General features: G+C 63.5%; 14 protein-coding genes. 5 read left to right on the plus strand and 9 right to left on the minus strand.

Going from position 1 to position 15,077, the window contains the following annotated elements:
- Window positions 1-141: 141 nt before the first annotated feature.
- Both EDF71_RS03975 and ftsY read right to left on the minus strand, forming a co-directional pair.
- Window positions 142-3,312: a metallophosphoesterase gene (locus EDF71_RS03975; RefSeq protein WP_133855341.1), complete on the minus strand. Its 3,171-nt coding sequence runs from the start codon at window positions 3,310-3,312 to the stop codon at window positions 142-144.
- A 153-nt stretch (window positions 3,313-3,465) separates the two neighbouring features.
- The gene (ftsY, locus tag EDF71_RS03980; protein WP_133855342.1) at window positions 3,466-4,680 is read right to left on the minus strand and encodes a signal recognition particle-docking protein FtsY; all 1,215 of its coding nucleotides are present in this window, start codon (window positions 4,678-4,680) and stop codon (window positions 3,466-3,468) included.
- A gap of 28 nt (window positions 4,681-4,708) precedes the next feature.
- Here ftsY and EDF71_RS03985 point away from each other — a divergent pair, with 28 nt between their 5' ends.
- The 4 genes from EDF71_RS03985 (at window position 4,709) to coaD (ending at window position 8,916) form a co-directional block, all read left to right on the plus strand.
- Complete coding sequence (locus EDF71_RS03985; RefSeq protein WP_133855343.1) at window positions 4,709-6,154, plus strand: pitrilysin family protein; 1,446 nt, start codon at window positions 4,709-4,711, stop codon at window positions 6,152-6,154.
- Window positions 6,155-6,256: 102 nt separating this feature from the next.
- Window positions 6,257-7,600 carry a pitrilysin family protein gene (locus tag EDF71_RS03990; protein ID WP_133855344.1) on the plus strand — a complete coding sequence of 448 codons (1,344 nt, stop codon included), beginning with the start codon at window positions 6,257-6,259 and terminating at the stop codon, window positions 7,598-7,600.
- On the plus strand, window positions 7,600-8,313 hold the full coding sequence (gene rsmD, locus EDF71_RS03995) for a 16S rRNA (guanine(966)-N(2))-methyltransferase RsmD (RefSeq protein WP_133855345.1): 714 nt from the start codon (window positions 7,600-7,602) through the stop codon (window positions 8,311-8,313). The genes EDF71_RS03990 and rsmD overlap by 1 nt, the downstream gene beginning before the upstream one ends.
- A 105-nt stretch (window positions 8,314-8,418) precedes the next feature.
- Window positions 8,419-8,916, plus strand: coding sequence for a pantetheine-phosphate adenylyltransferase (gene coaD, locus EDF71_RS04000; protein WP_133855346.1), 498 nt, complete (start codon window positions 8,419-8,421; stop codon window positions 8,914-8,916).
- 23 nt (window positions 8,917-8,939) lie between these two features.
- Here the strand turns inward: coaD and EDF71_RS04005 are convergent, their stop codons facing one another.
- The 5 genes from EDF71_RS04005 to EDF71_RS04025 all read right to left on the minus strand — a co-directional run bounded on the left by EDF71_RS04005 (window position 8,940) and on the right by EDF71_RS04025 (window position 12,866).
- Window positions 8,940-10,064, minus strand: coding sequence for a putative zinc-binding peptidase (locus EDF71_RS04005; RefSeq protein ID WP_133855347.1), 1,125 nt, complete (start codon window positions 10,062-10,064; stop codon window positions 8,940-8,942).
- A 127-nt stretch (window positions 10,065-10,191) separates the two neighbouring features.
- Window positions 10,192-10,512 (minus strand): BON domain-containing protein, encoded by a 321-nt coding sequence (locus EDF71_RS04010; protein ID WP_116924709.1) that lies wholly within the window; start codon window positions 10,510-10,512, stop codon window positions 10,192-10,194.
- Between the two features lie 93 nt (window positions 10,513-10,605).
- On the minus strand, window positions 10,606-10,992 hold the full coding sequence (locus EDF71_RS04015) for a hypothetical protein (protein ID WP_133855348.1): 387 nt from the start codon (window positions 10,990-10,992) through the stop codon (window positions 10,606-10,608).
- Window positions 10,993-11,103: 111 nt separating this feature from the next.
- Window positions 11,104-11,265: a DUF1328 domain-containing protein gene (locus EDF71_RS04020; RefSeq protein ID WP_021026244.1), complete on the minus strand. Its 162-nt coding sequence runs from the start codon at window positions 11,263-11,265 to the stop codon at window positions 11,104-11,106.
- 263 nt (window positions 11,266-11,528) lie between these two features.
- A complete protein-coding gene (locus tag EDF71_RS04025; protein WP_133855349.1) occupies window positions 11,529-12,866 on the minus strand; it encodes a CHASE3 domain-containing protein in 1,338 nt (445 codons plus the stop codon).
- Window positions 12,867-12,975: 109 nt separating this feature from the next.
- On the opposite strand from EDF71_RS04025, the gene EDF71_RS04030 reads away from it, so the two are divergent.
- The gene (locus EDF71_RS04030) at window positions 12,976-13,608 is read left to right on the plus strand and encodes a response regulator transcription factor (RefSeq protein ID WP_021026242.1); all 633 of its coding nucleotides are present in this window, start codon (window positions 12,976-12,978) and stop codon (window positions 13,606-13,608) included.
- A 77-nt stretch (window positions 13,609-13,685) separates the two neighbouring features.
- Here EDF71_RS04030 and EDF71_RS04035 read toward each other — a convergent pair whose 3' ends face one another.
- Together EDF71_RS04035 and moeB are read right to left on the minus strand one after the other, a co-directional pair.
- Window positions 13,686-14,072 (minus strand): response regulator, encoded by a 387-nt coding sequence (locus tag EDF71_RS04035; protein WP_133855499.1) that lies wholly within the window; start codon window positions 14,070-14,072, stop codon window positions 13,686-13,688.
- Between the two features lie 163 nt (window positions 14,073-14,235).
- Window positions 14,236-14,991, minus strand: coding sequence for a molybdopterin-synthase adenylyltransferase MoeB (moeB, locus tag EDF71_RS04040; protein ID WP_133855350.1), 756 nt, complete (start codon window positions 14,989-14,991; stop codon window positions 14,236-14,238).
- Window positions 14,992-15,077 lie beyond the last annotated feature (86 nt).

Raw genomic sequence — 15,077 nt, forward strand, 5'->3', positions numbered from 1 at the left:
TTGAAAGCCAGGCCGGCAGCGCGGCCTGCGCTATTTTGCAGTAACAGCCTTGACGGCTGTGTGTAATCGACAAGGCCCCCTGCAAGACCCATGCCCAAGGGCAGAGGGTGCTGCAGAGGGCCCCGAGGCCGGTAGCCCGAATCAGCGGCGACGACGAGCGACCGCAGCCCCTGCCATCAGCAGCAGCGACAGCAGCAACAAGGCCAGTGGCTGGTTGGCTGGCACGGGGCGTGCTGCTGACGATGGAGGTACCACCACATCGGCAGGCACGGCGACCAGCACCGGGTCGACGATGGTCCCGTTGACGAGGCCATCTTCGTCCAGCGGACCACCGTCAGTGACGCTGTAGCGGACGACGCCGCCGGCGATGCTGGCGCCTGCGATCTCGCTGACCACCGTCTGGCCGTCGGCAGCGGTGTGCACCTTCATCACGCGGCTGTTGGCGGGCAGGTCGGCGGGCAGCTCCAGGCGGACCTGGGCGCTGAAGCCTGCATGGTCGCAGCCCGAGAGGGTGAACGACAGCAGGCCGGAGGCAGCTTGCAGGCCGGCGGGCAGCAGGCCGGCAGGCACGGCGCTGATGCTGGCGTTGGACTGGTCGCAGCGGGTGGCGGCCTGGATGTTCAGGCCCATCGCGGGCAGGTTGCCACCGGGGGTGGGCAGCTGGGTGTCGATCAGGTCTTGCACAGGTGGCTCGGGCTCAGGCGCAGGGTTGCCCAGCTCGAAGGAGCCGGTGGCACTCCAGTCGGACCAGTTCAGGTGCGTATCTCGCACACGCACACGCCAGTACCAGCGCTCATCCTGGCCCAGCTGCAGCACCTGGGCGGGTTGGCCCTGGAAGGGATCCAGGGCGGAGCCCTTGCTGCCATCAGCCTTCAGCAGCTGCGCATAGCACTGGCGGCCGCCCTGGCGCTCAGCGCCGCTGTCACCGTCCTCGTCCCATTTGTAGCCGCAGCTCCAGCGGTCGCGCAGGCTGTTGCCGCCGGCAATGATGGCGCTCGTCAGCTTGCCGCGTGCCGTGTTGGCCGCCACATTCGGGTAGATGCGCTTGGGGTTGGCCAGCAGCTGGCCCAGCGGCAGGGTGGCGATGTCGACATCCTTTTGCGTGTTGACGCGCACGCCATTCAGGTAGGTCCAGTTCTCGCTGCGGGTGTCGTTGCCCCAGACGTCGTAGACCGGTTGGCCGGCGGCAAACTGCGGGTCCTTGGAGACCTGCCATTGCGCTTCATAGAGCGCCGGGCCTGCGGCCGTGCGGTAGGCCAGCTGCAGACTGGCTGGATCGACCTTGCCGAGCTTGGCCTGGACCAGTTCCGGCTTGAGGGACCAGGCCTGGCTGGTGATGGCGATGCTGTCGTCCGGCGTGCTGCTGGTGGTGGAGCCGCCCAGGTCGTAGCGCTTCCAGGTCAGGGCAGGTGTGGCGCTGCCAAAGCTGGCTTCCAAGGTGCCATAGCCAAAGCTGAGCTTGGTGTTGGCGATGACGTCCAGATCGCTGTCGTCGTCTTGCTTGGCGCCTTCCAGTGCGCCGCTGCCCGAGGCCACATTCAGCCAGAGGTGGCGGCTGTTCATCGAATTGCCGCGCTCATAGAAGTGCACATGGCCGTTGAGGTTGGCGGTGATGGCGCCGGTCGTGCGGCCATAGTCTTCCAGCTGCGAGATGAAATCGCAGGTCGCCATGACCTCGCCCTGGCGCCATTTTTCGCTCAGGCAGGGGTGGTGGTTGAGCAGCACCATATAGGGCTTCTTGTCCACGCGGGTCTGGGCCATCAGGCCGCTGAACCAGTTCAGGTGCTCCTGCATGTAATCGGCGCGGAAGAGGCCCCGGCCGTTGTCATAGCCGGTCCAGCCACCGGTGTTGTGCATGGCCGAGGCGGGGTTGAAGTCGCTGCCGACAATGCGCATGCCCAGGTAGTCCAGCTGGTACCAGTGCAGCGGGTGCTTTTCCGAGCCATTGGCGGGCATGCGGTTGAAGTACTTGCGGTAGGTCTTGGCCCAGTTTTTCTCACTGCCGGCGCTGGCCTGCTCACCGCCAAAATATTCGTGGTTGCCGGGTGAGGGGATCAGCGGCACATAGGCCGAGATGGCGGCCAGCGGGCCGAAAAACTGGTCTTTCCAGTTGCTGCGCGTGCCGCCTGATCCAACCAGGTCACCCGGCACCATGAAGCCGGCCAGGTTTTGCGCGCACTGCGCGGCCAGGCCTGCGCAGTCGTTGTTGATGACGCCCTGGGTGATGTTCTTGAGGCGGTTGGCCAGGCCATCCTGGGTGTCCGAGACCACGGCGAACTTGGCGGCAGTGACGCCATCGCCCTCGCGTGGCCAGGTCTTGAACTGGAAGGGGCCCGCCAGCTTGGGCGCTGCGCTGGTGCCGGTGACCACGGCGTATTCATAGAGCGTGTTCGATTGCAGACCGGCGATGTCGGCAAAGAAGATGCTGCTGTCGGCAAAATCACCGACCGGGTTCTTGGCGGGCAGCAAGGTGTAGGGCCCGGTGCTGCCGGCCAGGCGCCACCAGATGGTGGGGGCGGACTCGCTGGTTTCCAGCATCACGGCCATGTGGTCGGGGCCGGGGTTTTGCAAGGTCGGGCCCACGGTCAGCGCGGGCGAGTGGGCGGTGTTGGGCAGCTTGGCGGGGTCAAAGGGCTTGGGTGGCTCGCTGCTGGTTTGCGTCAGCACCACATCATCGATGCCCCAGTACCAGTTGTTGTCAGTGTTCAGGTAGCTGAAGCGCAGGCTGACCTTCTTGGCGCCGGCGGGGACGCTGAAGGCCAGGTTCTCGTTCTGGTTCAGGCGCGAGGCGCTGGTCTCATGCAGCAGGGTCTGGACGCTGCTGTCATCAAACACGGCCTCGACCTTGATGCTCTCCTTCTTGGTGGAGCCCATCTGGAAGTGGCTGAGAAAGCCCAGCGTGTAGCTGCCGCCACCCAGCACCGCAATGCTGGGGCTTTCCATCACGGTGTTGAAGTACAGACCGCTGGTGGGCCGCAGGCCATCCGATTCGGCCACTGCGATCTTGCCGCTGGCCTTGGTGAGTTTGGCGCGATCGCCACCCGAGACCTGGGCCGTCCAATAAGTCGGCGTGACAAACTTCCAGCCCAGCCAGGGCAGTTTCGCAGCGCTGGAGCGGCCGCTGGTGGCCACGGTCTCGGCATTCTCCAGGCGCAGCGTCCAGCCGGCCGGACCGGTGGTACCCAGGCCGCTCGGTGCATCCGTGCCCGCCGCATCAAAGTTCTCGCTAAAGACCACCGTTTGGGCCAGGGCCAGTCCGCTGACTGCCCAGAGCCCGGCAGCACAGAGCTGCCGCAAGCTTGCTATTTTCATGAAATCTCCCGCCTTCAAGGCCAATGTTGTGAATGCATGTTTTCACCAGGAAGTGCAAAAAATAACAAGATTGCATGAAATTACCATGACGAAGGTAAAGAAAAAGCCCTGCTCCAGAGGGCAGGGCTTGTATGTGGGAAGGCCGTTTGCCGATCAGGCCAGCAGCGCCTGGGCAAATTCCTTGGCGCTGAAGGTCTCCAGGTCTTCGACCTTTTCTCCCACGCCGATGAAGTACACGGGGATGGGGCGCTCCTGCGCAATGGCAGCCAGCACGCCGCCCTTGGCGGTGCCGTCGAGCTTGGTGACGATGAGGCCCGTCAGCTGCAGGGCATCGTCAAAGGCCCGCACCTGGTTGAGGGCGTTCTGGCCGGTGTTGCCATCGATGACCAGCAGCACTTCGTGCGGGGCGCTGCCATCGGCCTTGGTGACGACGCGCTTGATCTTCTTGAGCTCTTCCATCAGGTGCAGCTGGGTAGGCAGGCGGCCGGCGGTGTCCACCAGCACGACATCCTTGCCCCGGGCCTTGCCGGCGGTCACGGCATCAAAGCTGACGGCCGCGGGGTCGCCACCTTCCTGGCTGATGATCTCGACCGTGTTGCGGGTGGCCCAGACGCCCAGCTGCTCGCGCGCGGCAGCGCGGAAGGTGTCGGCCGCCGCCAGCAGCACGCTCTGGCCGGCATCGGCCAGGTGCTTGGTCAGCTTGCCGATCGAGGTGGTCTTGCCAGCCCCATTGACACCGGCCACCATGATGACCGTGGGGCTGTGCTCGCCAATGACCAGCGGCTTTTCCAGCGGCGCCAGCAGGTCGGCCAGCGCGCTGGCCAGCAGTTCCTTGACGGCGGCGGGGTCGGTGGTCTTGCTGTCCTTGACGCGCTGCCTAAGGTCGTCCAGCAAATGCTGGGTGGCCTTGACGCCGGTATCGGCCATCAGTAGGGCCTCTTCCAGCTCTTCGTAGAGCTGTTCGTCGATCTTGGTGCCGGTGAAAACCGTGGCAATGCTGGAGCCGGTTTTGCGCAAACCGTTCTTCAGCCGGCCCATCCAGCTGTCGCGGCTGCTGGCGGGCTCGGGTGCTATAGTGATAGGAGCTACCGGCGCCTGTGGGGCTTGTGCAGATGGGGTTTTTGTTACCGTTTCTGCCGCCGTGGGTGCCGGGGCTGCGGCCTTGCCCCCCATGCCCAGGCCACGCAGCCAGCCCGTCTTGGCAGGCTCGGCAGCCACGGGGGCGATGGGGGCCACCGGCGCGCTCGGCACCTGGGGTGCGGGCGCCGGGGTGTCGGCTACCGGAGCGGGCGCTGGCGCTGGCTCGGCGGCGGAAGGGCTAGGGGCTGCGTCGGCAGCGGGAGATTTTTTCTTGAAAAAACTGAACATTGTGCGCTACGTAGAATCAGCCTATTTTATGAAACGTTCCACCATTTTGCTGGCCTTGATGGCCTCCCTGGGCGCTGGGGCTTCTTCAGCGCTGGCGGCATCGCCTGTGTCCAGCGCTGCCGTCGCCTCCAATTCTGCTGGTGCCCAGCAGTTCACCCTGTCCAACGGCATGGGCCTGATCGTACAGCCAGACAAGCGCGCGCCGACGGCCGTGCACATGGTCTGGGTGCGCGTCGGCTCGATGGACGAGGTCGATGGCCGCTCGGGCCTGGCCCATGCGCTGGAGCACATGATGTTCAAGGGCACGGCCACGGTGGCGCCCGGCGATTTTTCGCGCAAGGTGGCGGCACTGGGCGGGCAGGACAATGCCTTCACCAACCGCGATTACACCGGCTACTACCAGCAGATCCCGTCCGGCAAGCTCGAAGACGTGATGCGCCTGGAGTCGGACCGCTTTGCCAACAACCAGTGGCCTGACGGCGAGTTCAAGAAAGAGATCGAGGTCATCAAGGAAGAGCGCCGCATGCGCACCGATGACAACCCGCGTGCCAGCCTGATGGAGCAGCTCAATGCCGCGACCTGGCAGGCATCGCCCTACCACCGCCCGGTGATTGGCTGGATGGGCGACCTCGATTCCATGCACCCCGATGATGCCCGCGCCTTCCACAAGGCCTGGTATGTGCCAGAGAACGCCGTGGTCGTCGTCGCGGGCGATGTGGATGTGGACAAGGTGCGCGCGCTGGCCGAAAAATACTACGGCAGCATTCCCAGCCGCGCGCTGCCCGAGCGCAAGCCCCGGCCCGAGCCGCTGCAAAAGGGCGAGCGCCGGCTGGACTACAAGGCACCTGCCGAGCAAGCCTATGTGGTGATGAGCTTCAAGGTGCCCGACCTGCGCAACCTGGTCGAGCCCAAGGACAGCGACAAGGATGCGATGGCGCTGTTGATGCTGGGGTCTGTCCTCAGCGGCTATGACGGCGCACGCCTGGACCGCCAGCTGACCCAGGGCGCCAACCGCGTGGCCGATGCCACCTTCAGCGGTGCCAGCGTGGTCAACCGTGGGCCATCCACCTTCTTGCTCGGTGGCGTTCCATCGCATGGCAAGACCGCCAAGGACGTGGAGACGGCCTTGCGTGCCGAAGTGGCGCGCGTGGCCAAGGACGGCGTGGGTGAGGCCGAGCTGGAGCGGGTGCGTACCCAGTGGCAGGCCTCGACCGTCTATGAGCGCGACTCGGTCTTTGATCAGGCCAATGACCTGGGCTCCAACTGGGTGTTGGGCTTGCCGCTGGATGCCAATGACAAGCTGCTGGCGCTGATGAAATCGGTGACGGCCGCGCAGGTGCAGGCGGTGGCCGCGCGCTATTTTGGCGATGACCAGATGACGGTGGCGACCCTGGTGCCCCAGCCGCTGACCGATGCCGACCGTGCCGCGCAAAAGCGCAGCGGTGACGCGACCAAAGATGGATCGGTGCACTGACCAGAACCCCGTGGCGGATGCGCTGTGTGATGCGCCCGCCATCGATTGTTTTCTCCAGGGCCTGCTGCAGATGGCAGCGGGCCCTGGCTAGCAGAGATACCCATGCGAACCTCATTTTGCAAAACACTGGTCGGCGGCGCAGCAGCCTTGCTGGCCTCCCATTCGGCCTGGGCCTTGCTGCCCATCGAGCACTGGACGCAGGACAGCGGCGCCCAGGTCTGGCTGGTCAACAGCCCCACGATCCCGATGGTGGATGTGCAGCTGAATTTTGATGCCGGCACCCGGCGCGACCCGGCGAACCAAGTCGGCCTGGCCAGCGCGGCGGCCATGATGGCGTCCAAGGGCGTCAAGGCCCAGGGCAGTGCGCCGGCACTGGACGAAAACGCCGTCGGCGAAGCCTGGGCCGATCTGGGTGCCAGCTTTGGCGCCGGTGCCAGCAGCGATGCGCTGACCTTCTCCTTGCGGTCCTTGACCGATAGCAGCTTGCTGAACCGCGCAGCCGACCTGGCGGCGCGCCAGATGGCCCAGCCCAGCTACGACGACGCCGTCTGGCAACGCGAGCGCGAGCGCTGGAATGCTGCGATCAAGGAGGGCAATACCCGCCCTGCGGTCGTCGCCGGCCGCGCCTTCAACAAGGCCGTGTTTGGCAGCCATCCTTACGGCCAGCGGGCCACCGAAGAAACCCTGGCCCAGATCAGCCCGGCCGTGATGCAGCAGTACCTGGCGCGTTCGGTTGATGCCTGCCGCGCCAAGGTGACCCTGGTGGGGGCGCTGGACAAGGCCCAGGCCGATGCATTGGTCAAGCGCCTGCTGGCGCAGGTGCCGGCTACGCCCAAGGCGCAGTGCGCTGCGCCGGCCGAGGTGCCAGCAGTGCAGCCGCTGGCCAAGGCCGATGACATCCAGATCGCGTTTGACTCAGCCCAGGCCCAGGTGCTGCTGGGCCAGCCCGGCATCCGCCGCGCCGATCCGGATTTTCTGGCCGTGCTGGTGGGCAACCATATTCTGGGTGGCGGCGGATTTGCATCGCGCCTGATGGAAGAGGTGCGTGAGAAGCGCGGCCTGGTCTATGGCGTGTATTCCTCGTTCAACCCGGGGCTGGATGCCGGTGCCTTCCAGATCGGCTTGCAGACCCGGCCTGACCAGGCAGCGGAGGCGCTCAAGGTGACGCGCGAGGTGCTGCGCGATTTCATCGCCAAGGGCCCCACCGACCAGGAACTGCGCGATGCCAAGGACAACCTGATTGGCGGCTTTGCGCTGCGCGTGGACAGCAATGCCAAGCTCTTGGGCAATGTGACCAATATCGCCTGGAATGGCCTGCCGCTGGACTACCTGGACCACTGGACGGACCGGGTGGAAGCCCTCAGCGCGGACGATGTGCGCAAGGCCATGGCGCGCATGGTGCAGCCGGACAAGCAAGTGACCGTGGTCTTGGGAGCAAAACCATAATGGGACGCAGTGCCATCAAAAGCGAGGGCGCGCTGCGCGCCCTGGTGCAAAAAGCAGCCGCTGCTGCCGAGGCCGCGCCTGACGCGGTGCCCGCCCGCAAGCGCGGCACGACCGGAAACACCAGCAATGCCGCCCGCGTGGCCGCATCCGCTGCCGGCGAGATCCGCATCATCGGCGGCCAATGGCGCCGCACCAAGCTGGCGGTGCTGACCCGCCCCGATCTGCGGCCCACGCCGGACCGCGTGCGCGAGACCCTGTTCAACTGGCTCGGTCAGGACCTGGCGGGCTGGCGCTGCCTCGATGCCTTTGCCGGTACCGGCGCGCTGGGGCTGGAGGCCGCATCGCGCAACGCAACCCAGGTGCGCATGGTCGAGTCCGATGTGCAGCTGGCTGCGCAGATTAAGCAGCTGGCGCAGAAGCTGGGTGCCACCCAGGTCGAGGTGAGCCGGGGCGATGCGCTGGCAGCGCTGCAGGCCTACCCCGCGCACTGGGATCTGATCTTTCTGGACCCGCCGTTTTCTGGCCAGCTGTTTGTGCCGGCGCTCAAGGCCGCACATGCGGCGGTGACGGCGCAGGGCTTCATCTACCTCGAAGCCCCCGAAGCCTGGAGCGAAGAGGCCCTGGCCGAGCTGGGCTTGGTGCGCCACCGCTACCTGAAGGCAGGCGCTGTGCATGCGCACTTGCTGAAGAAGGCCGAGGCCGCAGAGCGCTGAAAGGGAATGCCTGTGGGCTAGCGGGGTGGTGACAGAAATCGTTTATGCTGCGCTGCAATGTGCCAGGTCGGCTGGCACCACCAAGATGCTTTGCAGGAGACATACATGACACTGGCCATCTACCCAGGCACCTTTGATCCCATGACCCTGGGCCACGAAGATGTGGTGCGCAGGGCCTACCAGCTGTTTGGCAATGTGATCGTGGCGGTGGCCGAAGGCCACCACAAGAAGACCATGTTTACGCTCAAGGAGCGCATGGACATGGCGCGCGAAGCGGTCAAGCACTACCCCAGCGTGCGGGTCGAAAGCTACTCGGGCCTGCTGCGTGATTTTGTCGTGGCCCAAGGCGGCAATGCCATCGTGCGTGGCCTGCGCGCGGTCACCGATTTCGATTACGAGTTCCAGCTCGCCGGCATGAACCGCTCGCTGATGCCCGATGTCGAGGCCGTGTTCCTGACCCCCAGCACCCGCTACCAGTTCATCAGCAGCACCTTTGTGCGCGAGATTGCCATGCTCAGCGGCGAGGTCGACAAGTTTGTGTCGCCCTATGTCGCCCAGGAGCTGCAGCGCAAGGTGACACAGCGCAAGGCGGAAGAGGCCTGAGCCTGCATATGCTGCGCTGCTGGCTAGGCCGCTGAAGGCTGGGTCAGCACATTGGCGGCGGGGCTGTCCACCGGGTGGGGGCGCCGCACGATGTCATGCACATAGCGCAGCTTTTGCAGCGCGCCGGCAGACAGTGCAAACGGGTAGGCATCATGCTGGCCCAGGCTGCGGTTGAGGCTGTTGAGCAGCAGGGTCACTGGCACCCATTGCGCCACCATGTCTTCAAAGCTCGGTGCGGGCTGGATGAAGGGGTCCGCCATGGTGACTGCCGGACTGCCTTCGCCCATCGACAAGCCGGTCTGGTAGCTCGCTGCCGTCTCCAGCACATCGACCATGTGCAGGTAGTGCGCCCAGGATTCGGCCCAGTCTTCCCAGGGATGTGCGCTGGCATAGGCGCTCACATGTTGTGCGCTCCATCGCTCGTAACCGGGCGGATTGGCATAGTAGTTTTGCAGCGCCTGCGGGTAGCTCTCGCGTTCGTCCCCAAAGAGCTGGCGAAAGCTGTCGAGCTCGCCACCATCGCGCACCAGCTTGTCCCAGAAGAAATGCCCCGACTCATGGCGCAGATGGCCCAGCAAGGTGCGGTAGGGCTCATGCAGCGCCACGCGACGGCGCACGCGCTCGTCATCATCGGCCTCGGCAATGTTGATCGTGATGAGGCCATTCGCATGGCCAGTGATCACCGGCTGGTCGGGCACATCGGCAAGGAACTGGTAGTGGGGCGTCCAGTTGGGCTGATCAGGATGCAAGCCCAGTCGCGCCAAGGTGTAGTAAAGCCGGCGCTTGGCGCTCTCGAGTTTTTGCCAGCGGAAGGTATTGCCGCTCACCGAGAGATCGGGCAGCACCAGGGTCTGCCGACAGGAGCTGCACAAGGTATAGGGCGTATCGGCGGGAATCGCAAAATTGCAGGCCTGGTACTGGTCGCGGTTGGCACACATGCGGTAGCGCTGGCCGCTGGACGAGCCCTTGGTGGTGATGCGTTGCCATAGCGGGCCAGGCACCGGCAGCGGGCTGTCCGTGTCTGATGCGGCCATCGCACCTACATCGTCGCAGTCGGGCAAATAGGCCAGCGCTGCACCGCAGTTGACGCAGTGCACGCTCTCGAAAAAAACCAGGTGACCGCATTGGTCGCAGTGGAACAGGCGCATCAAACTAGCTTAACGCATCGCTGCCCCGTTGACCATGGCCTGCAGGTCAGACCAGGCCTTGTGTGCAGGCGCAAAAAAACCAACTGGCTTGCACCAGCTGGTTCTTGGCAGACCGGAGTCGCGAAGCTTATTGCTTGACGATCAGGCTGTTGCGCACTTCGGTCACGCCCTTGACGCCACGAGCGATCTGGCCAGCGCGGTCCTTTTCCATTTGGGACTTGGCAAAACCGGACAGCTGAACAATGCCGCCGTCCATGGTCTTGACATTGATGGAGCTGGCCGAGGTTTCCTTGTCTTCAGCCAGCTTGGCCTTGACAGCGGTGGTCACAGCGGAGCCATCGATGTATTCACCCACGGTTTCTTGCTTGCGAGCCACGGAGCAGCCAGTGGCCATCACCAGGGTTGCACCAGCGAAAGCAGCGATAGCGATAGTACGGGAGAGTTTCATTTTTGTTTCCTCGCAAAGTGTTGTTAGGGTGCTTGAAAATCGATCGGCATCTGCACCGCACCTATCCGTTGTATGCCGATAGATACTTGAAAATCAGTCGCGACGGCGGGTCGCCATGATGACCAGGGTTGCCAAGGCGGCACCTGCAGCCATCGCAATCGCCATCGACTTGCCGGGTTGGTCGGAGACGTACTCGTTGGCACGCTCTTGAGCACGGTAGAACTGCTCACGGGCACGGTGCGACGAGTCAGCCGCCATGCCGATGCCACGCTCTGCCCAGTCTTGGGCACGGGAGGCGATGTGGTCGATGGACTGGCTCTTTTCATGACCGTATTCATCGACAGCACGCTCGGCCTTGTTGGCAGCGGATTTGACCGCACGACGGGTGCTGGCCACCGCCTTTTCAGCGCCATCGAGCACGTCGTTGGCGGTGTCTTCTACTTTGTCCACAGCGTCCTTGGCAATTTTTTCGGTATCCATGAAATAGCCTCTTTCTATGATGTTCAATGAAGATCTTGCAGTGTACGTTGACCTGCGCGTACCGGATAAATGTATCGTGTGGTGAGCACAGGTTCAAGGGTTGTCAAAGCGCTACTTTTTCAACAATCCCATCAGGAACGACGCCACGGCCAGCACGATGAAGATCACAAACAAAATCTTGGCAATGCCGACCGCGCTGGCCGCAATACCGCCAAAGCCGAAGACGGCGGCGATCAGTGCAATGACCAGGAAGACAACAGCGTAATGCAGCATATTTTTCTCCTCATGTTGTTTGCTGTGCAAGAAGGTGCGAGCAATGACTGCATTCTGGCCGCTGCCCGCATGCAGCCTTGCCAGTAGGTGCGAAGAACAGGTGTAGGACGGTTCCCGCGATGCGCGGATGCGCAGGGGCGGAGGTGCTGTTTGGCAGGCGCGCAGCAAGGGCGCCGCGCGCTTTTTTGCGTGCTGCCTGGGGAGCTGCTGTGCGGATGGGAAAGGGGCGGGCGGAGAGGCTGCAGGGCGCAGCCCGCGCCCCTTTAGTTCTGCGGCAAATTGGCCGAGATGGTGGTGCCTTGCTGCGGAGCAGAGGCGATGTGCAGACGCCCGCCGCTGGCCTCGATGCGGTGGCGCATGCCGGCCAGGCCGTGTGAGTTCGGATGGGTCTGGCTGGGGTCAAAGCCCACGCCGTCATCACGCACCTGCACGAACACATGCTTGGGGTGGCTCTGCAGGCTGATGAGCACATTGCGCGCCTGCGCGTACTTGCCGATATTGGTCAGTGATTCCTGGATCAGGCGGTAGATGCTCAGCTGCATGGCCTCGGGCACATTGATCTGCTCCAGGCTCAGTTCCACCGCCACATTGCTGCTTTCAGAAAACTCCTTAGCCAGGATCTCCAGCGAGGCCGTGAGTCCCAGGTTGGACAGCGAGGAAGGCCGCAGGTTTTCGATGATGCGGCGCTTCAAGGCAATGCCGCTGTTGAGCGTCTCGATCAGGTGCTTGATGCGCTCCTGCACATCGGGTGCGGCCATGTCGATCTTGGATTTGAGCCGCGCTACATCAAGCTTGGCCGTGGTCAGCAAGGCGCCCAGTTCGTCGTGCAGTTCGCGTGCCAGATGGGCGCGTTCGTCTTCGCGCACCTGCTGCAAGTGGGTGGCCAGCTCGCCCAGGGTGGCGGTGCGCTGGCGTACCTGCTTTTCGAGCTGGTCGCGCTCGTCTTCCAGCATGCGCTGCTCGCGCAGCATCAGGCCGGTGAGGCGGTTGGACTGGCGCAGGTAGAGGTAGAACGCGAGCAGGCCCACGATGCTGACGATGGCAATACCCAGGCGGGCGAGGGTGAGCGATTTGAGAATCTCGGCCTCGTTGTGCATGCGCCGCTCGTTGCTGTGGATCACCAGCTCATTGCTGAGCTTGCGCATGCTCTCCATCGTGGCCTTGGCTTCCGGGCTTTTGACCAAGAAGCGCCAGGCCTCATCGAGGCCTTGGCGGCGCAGCGCAATGCTGGTGTCCATCTGGCTCAGGCGCTTGGCCACTTCGCGGCCGAGCATCGACGAGGTCTGCAGGTCTTCAGGGAAGACGCTGTAGATGGCGCGCAGCTCATCGACCGCGTTGTTGACGTTGGTGCAGGCCTGCTGGTAGGCGGCCAGGTTGCTGTCCTCGCCGCTCAGCAGGTAGCCGCGCGCATGGGTTTCGGCATCCACGACCTGCTGCATCAGCTTGTCCAGGGTGGTGCGAGTCTGGTAGGTGACCGTGAGGTTCTGCAGCGAATCGTGCGAGCGGTAGTAACCAGCTTCGTTGATGCCGATCAGCACGGCAGCGGCCAAAAAGGCGGCTGGCAAACTGATGGCCCATTTGCGCAAGCGAGACCAACGCATGGAGCTTCCTTTTTTGATGGTTTTTGGTTTATGCGAGTGATAATAGAGCAAACTTCGGGCAGCGCCTGCATCTTGCAGGTGCTGCAGTTTGCGCTGCATGAGGGGATATATGATTAAAGTTGGTATCGTCGATGACCACGCGATTGTGCGCTCGGGCCTCAAGCAATTTTTGGCCGAGCATGTCGACCTGCGCGTGGTGGGGGAAGCGGCCAACGGCCGTGAAGCCATTGACCTGGTGCGCAAGGAAGAGATCGATGTGCTGATCATGGACCTGTCCATGCCCGGCCAGAGCGGTATCGACGCGCTGGCCATGCTGCGTGCCAAGGCGCCCGACATGGGCATTCTGATCCTGAGCGGCTACCCCGAAGCCCATTACGCGATCAACCTGATCCGCCAGGGTGCCAGCGGCTACCTGAACAAGGAATGCGACCCGTCCGAGATTGTCGAGGCGCTGCGCACCATTTCGCTGGGCAAGCGCTATCTGACGCCGGCGGTCGCCGATCTGCTGGCCCAGCAGCTGCACCGCAAGGAAGATGCGCCGCCGCACGAGCAGCTGTCGGAGCGTGAATTCCAGGTGTTTTTGAAGCTCGCCAAGGGCGAGACGGCGGGCAATATCGCTGACCAGCTGTCGCTCAGCGTCAAGACCGTGAGCACCTACCGCACGCGTTTGATGGAAAAGATGGGCCTGGCATCGAACAGCGACCTGACCTACTACGCGCTGAAAAATGGTTTGATTGACTGAGCGCGCGAACCTCTGCAAAACCAGCGGCCTACCCGGGCCGCTTTTTTGTGGTTGCCTGCGGGGCAACATGGTGGCGCTCACTGCAGCTGTGATGTGCGCTCCACGCAGTAGTCGATGAGCGCGTCAATGTCTTCGGACTTGTCGAACACCCGGTTGGCGCCAAGCTGGGCGCAGCGCTCGCGCATGCTGGGCGTGGCGTAGTTGCTAAGGATCACCAGGTGCTGGTGCGGCGCACGTTCCTGGAGCTTTTCCAGAACGCCCAGGCCGCTGCCTTCGAGCAGGAAGATATCGACCACCGCCAGATCCCAGTCGGTGGACGGGTTGCTGAGCCAGGTGGTGGCGTCGGTTTCGGTGCTGGCATGCCCCACGGTTTCCACCTGCGCCAAGTCCTCTAATGTGGCTATCAGGTTGTCGCGGATGGTTTTGTTGTCTTCTACCAGATATGTTTTCAAGCGGCGATGCATATACGGGTACACGGGTCTACACGGGTGTGTCTTACCGTAACAATGATAGCAACAAGGAATGCGCATGCCATCGGTCTGAAAGGATGACGTAAGTAGGACAAGGCCTCGTAGGTTTAATTTAGGTCAATAAATATATTCAAAAAACAAATAATCGAGCCAAATATCAGGTATGCAGTGGCCCGCAGACCGGGCAGGCGGGGTTGCGGCTGATGCGCATTGTGCTCCACTCCATGTCCTTGAGCTCCAGCATCATCAGCCGGCCATCCAGGCTGCGGCCAATGCCGGCGATGAGCTTGAGCGCCTCGGCCGCCTGCATGGTGCCGATGATGCCCACCAGTGGCGCAAACACGCCCATCGTGGAGCAGCTGGCTTCTTCGAACTGCTCGTCGGGCGAGAACAGGCAGGCATAGCAGGCGGCGCCTTTGTGGCGCCTGTCAAACACGCTGATCTGACCATCAAAGCGGATGGCCGCGCCGCTCACCAGGGGCTTGGCCAGCGCCACGCAGGCGGCATTGATGGCCTGGCGCGTGCGGTAGTTGTCGGTGCAGTCCAGCACCACCGTGGCATCGGCCACCAGCGCCTGCAGCCGCTGTTCATCGACCCGCTCCTGCACGGTGTCGATCTGGACATGAGGGTTGATTGCCTGCAGACTGGCCGCGCAGGAGCTGACCTTGGTCTGGCCCACGCGCTCGGTGGTATGGGCAATCTGGCGCTGCAGGTTGGTCAGGTCCACCGTGTCGTCATCGACCAGGGTGATGCGGCCCACACCGGCGGATGCCAGGTACATGGTCGCCGGGCTGCCCAGGCCGCCCGCGCCAATCACCACCGCATGGGCGGCGAGGATGGCCTCCTGGCCTTCGATGCCGATCTCGTCCAGAAAGATGTGGCGCGAGTAGCGCAACAGTTGCTCGTCGTTCATGGGGTCTATTGTCGGAAAAAACAAAGGCCGCAGCAGAAACTCTGCTTGCGGCCTTGTGACGCAGCCTCAAAGAGGCTGGGCAATGG

The organism is Comamonas sp. JUb58, from assembly GCF_004364775.1.
Classification (GTDB): Bacteria; Pseudomonadota; Gammaproteobacteria; order Burkholderiales; family Burkholderiaceae_C; genus Comamonas.

Coding starts and splice junctions, on each gene's coding strand:
- moeB (WP_133855350.1), bottom strand. CDS start 14,991: ATGAACGACGAGCAACTGTTGCGCTACTCGCGCCACATCTTTCTGGAC.
- EDF71_RS04015 (WP_133855348.1), bottom strand. CDS start 10,992: ATGGATACCGAAAAAATTGCCAAGGACGCTGTGGACAAAGTAGAAGAC.
- rsmD (WP_133855345.1), top strand. CDS start 7,600: ATGGGACGCAGTGCCATCAAAAGCGAGGGCGCGCTGCGCGCCCTGGTG.
- ftsY (WP_133855342.1), bottom strand. CDS start 4,680: ATGTTCAGTTTTTTCAAGAAAAAATCTCCCGCTGCCGACGCAGCCCCT.
- EDF71_RS04035 (WP_133855499.1), bottom strand. CDS start 14,072: ATGCATCGCCGCTTGAAAACATATCTGGTAGAAGACAACAAAACCATC.
- EDF71_RS04030 (WP_021026242.1), top strand. CDS start 12,976: ATGATTAAAGTTGGTATCGTCGATGACCACGCGATTGTGCGCTCGGGC.
- EDF71_RS03990 (WP_133855344.1), top strand. CDS start 6,257: ATGCGAACCTCATTTTGCAAAACACTGGTCGGCGGCGCAGCAGCCTTG.
- EDF71_RS04025 (WP_133855349.1), bottom strand. CDS start 12,866: ATGCGTTGGTCTCGCTTGCGCAAATGGGCCATCAGTTTGCCAGCCGCC.
- coaD (WP_133855346.1), top strand. CDS start 8,419: ATGACACTGGCCATCTACCCAGGCACCTTTGATCCCATGACCCTGGGC.
- EDF71_RS04020 (WP_021026244.1), bottom strand. CDS start 11,265: ATGCTGCATTACGCTGTTGTCTTCCTGGTCATTGCACTGATCGCCGCC.
- EDF71_RS03985 (WP_133855343.1), top strand. CDS start 4,709: ATGAAACGTTCCACCATTTTGCTGGCCTTGATGGCCTCCCTGGGCGCT.
- EDF71_RS04005 (WP_133855347.1), bottom strand. CDS start 10,064: ATGCGCCTGTTCCACTGCGACCAATGCGGTCACCTGGTTTTTTTCGAG.
- EDF71_RS03975 (WP_133855341.1), bottom strand. CDS start 3,312: ATGAAAATAGCAAGCTTGCGGCAGCTCTGTGCTGCCGGGCTCTGGGCA.
- EDF71_RS04010 (WP_116924709.1), bottom strand. CDS start 10,512: ATGAAACTCTCCCGTACTATCGCTATCGCTGCTTTCGCTGGTGCAACC.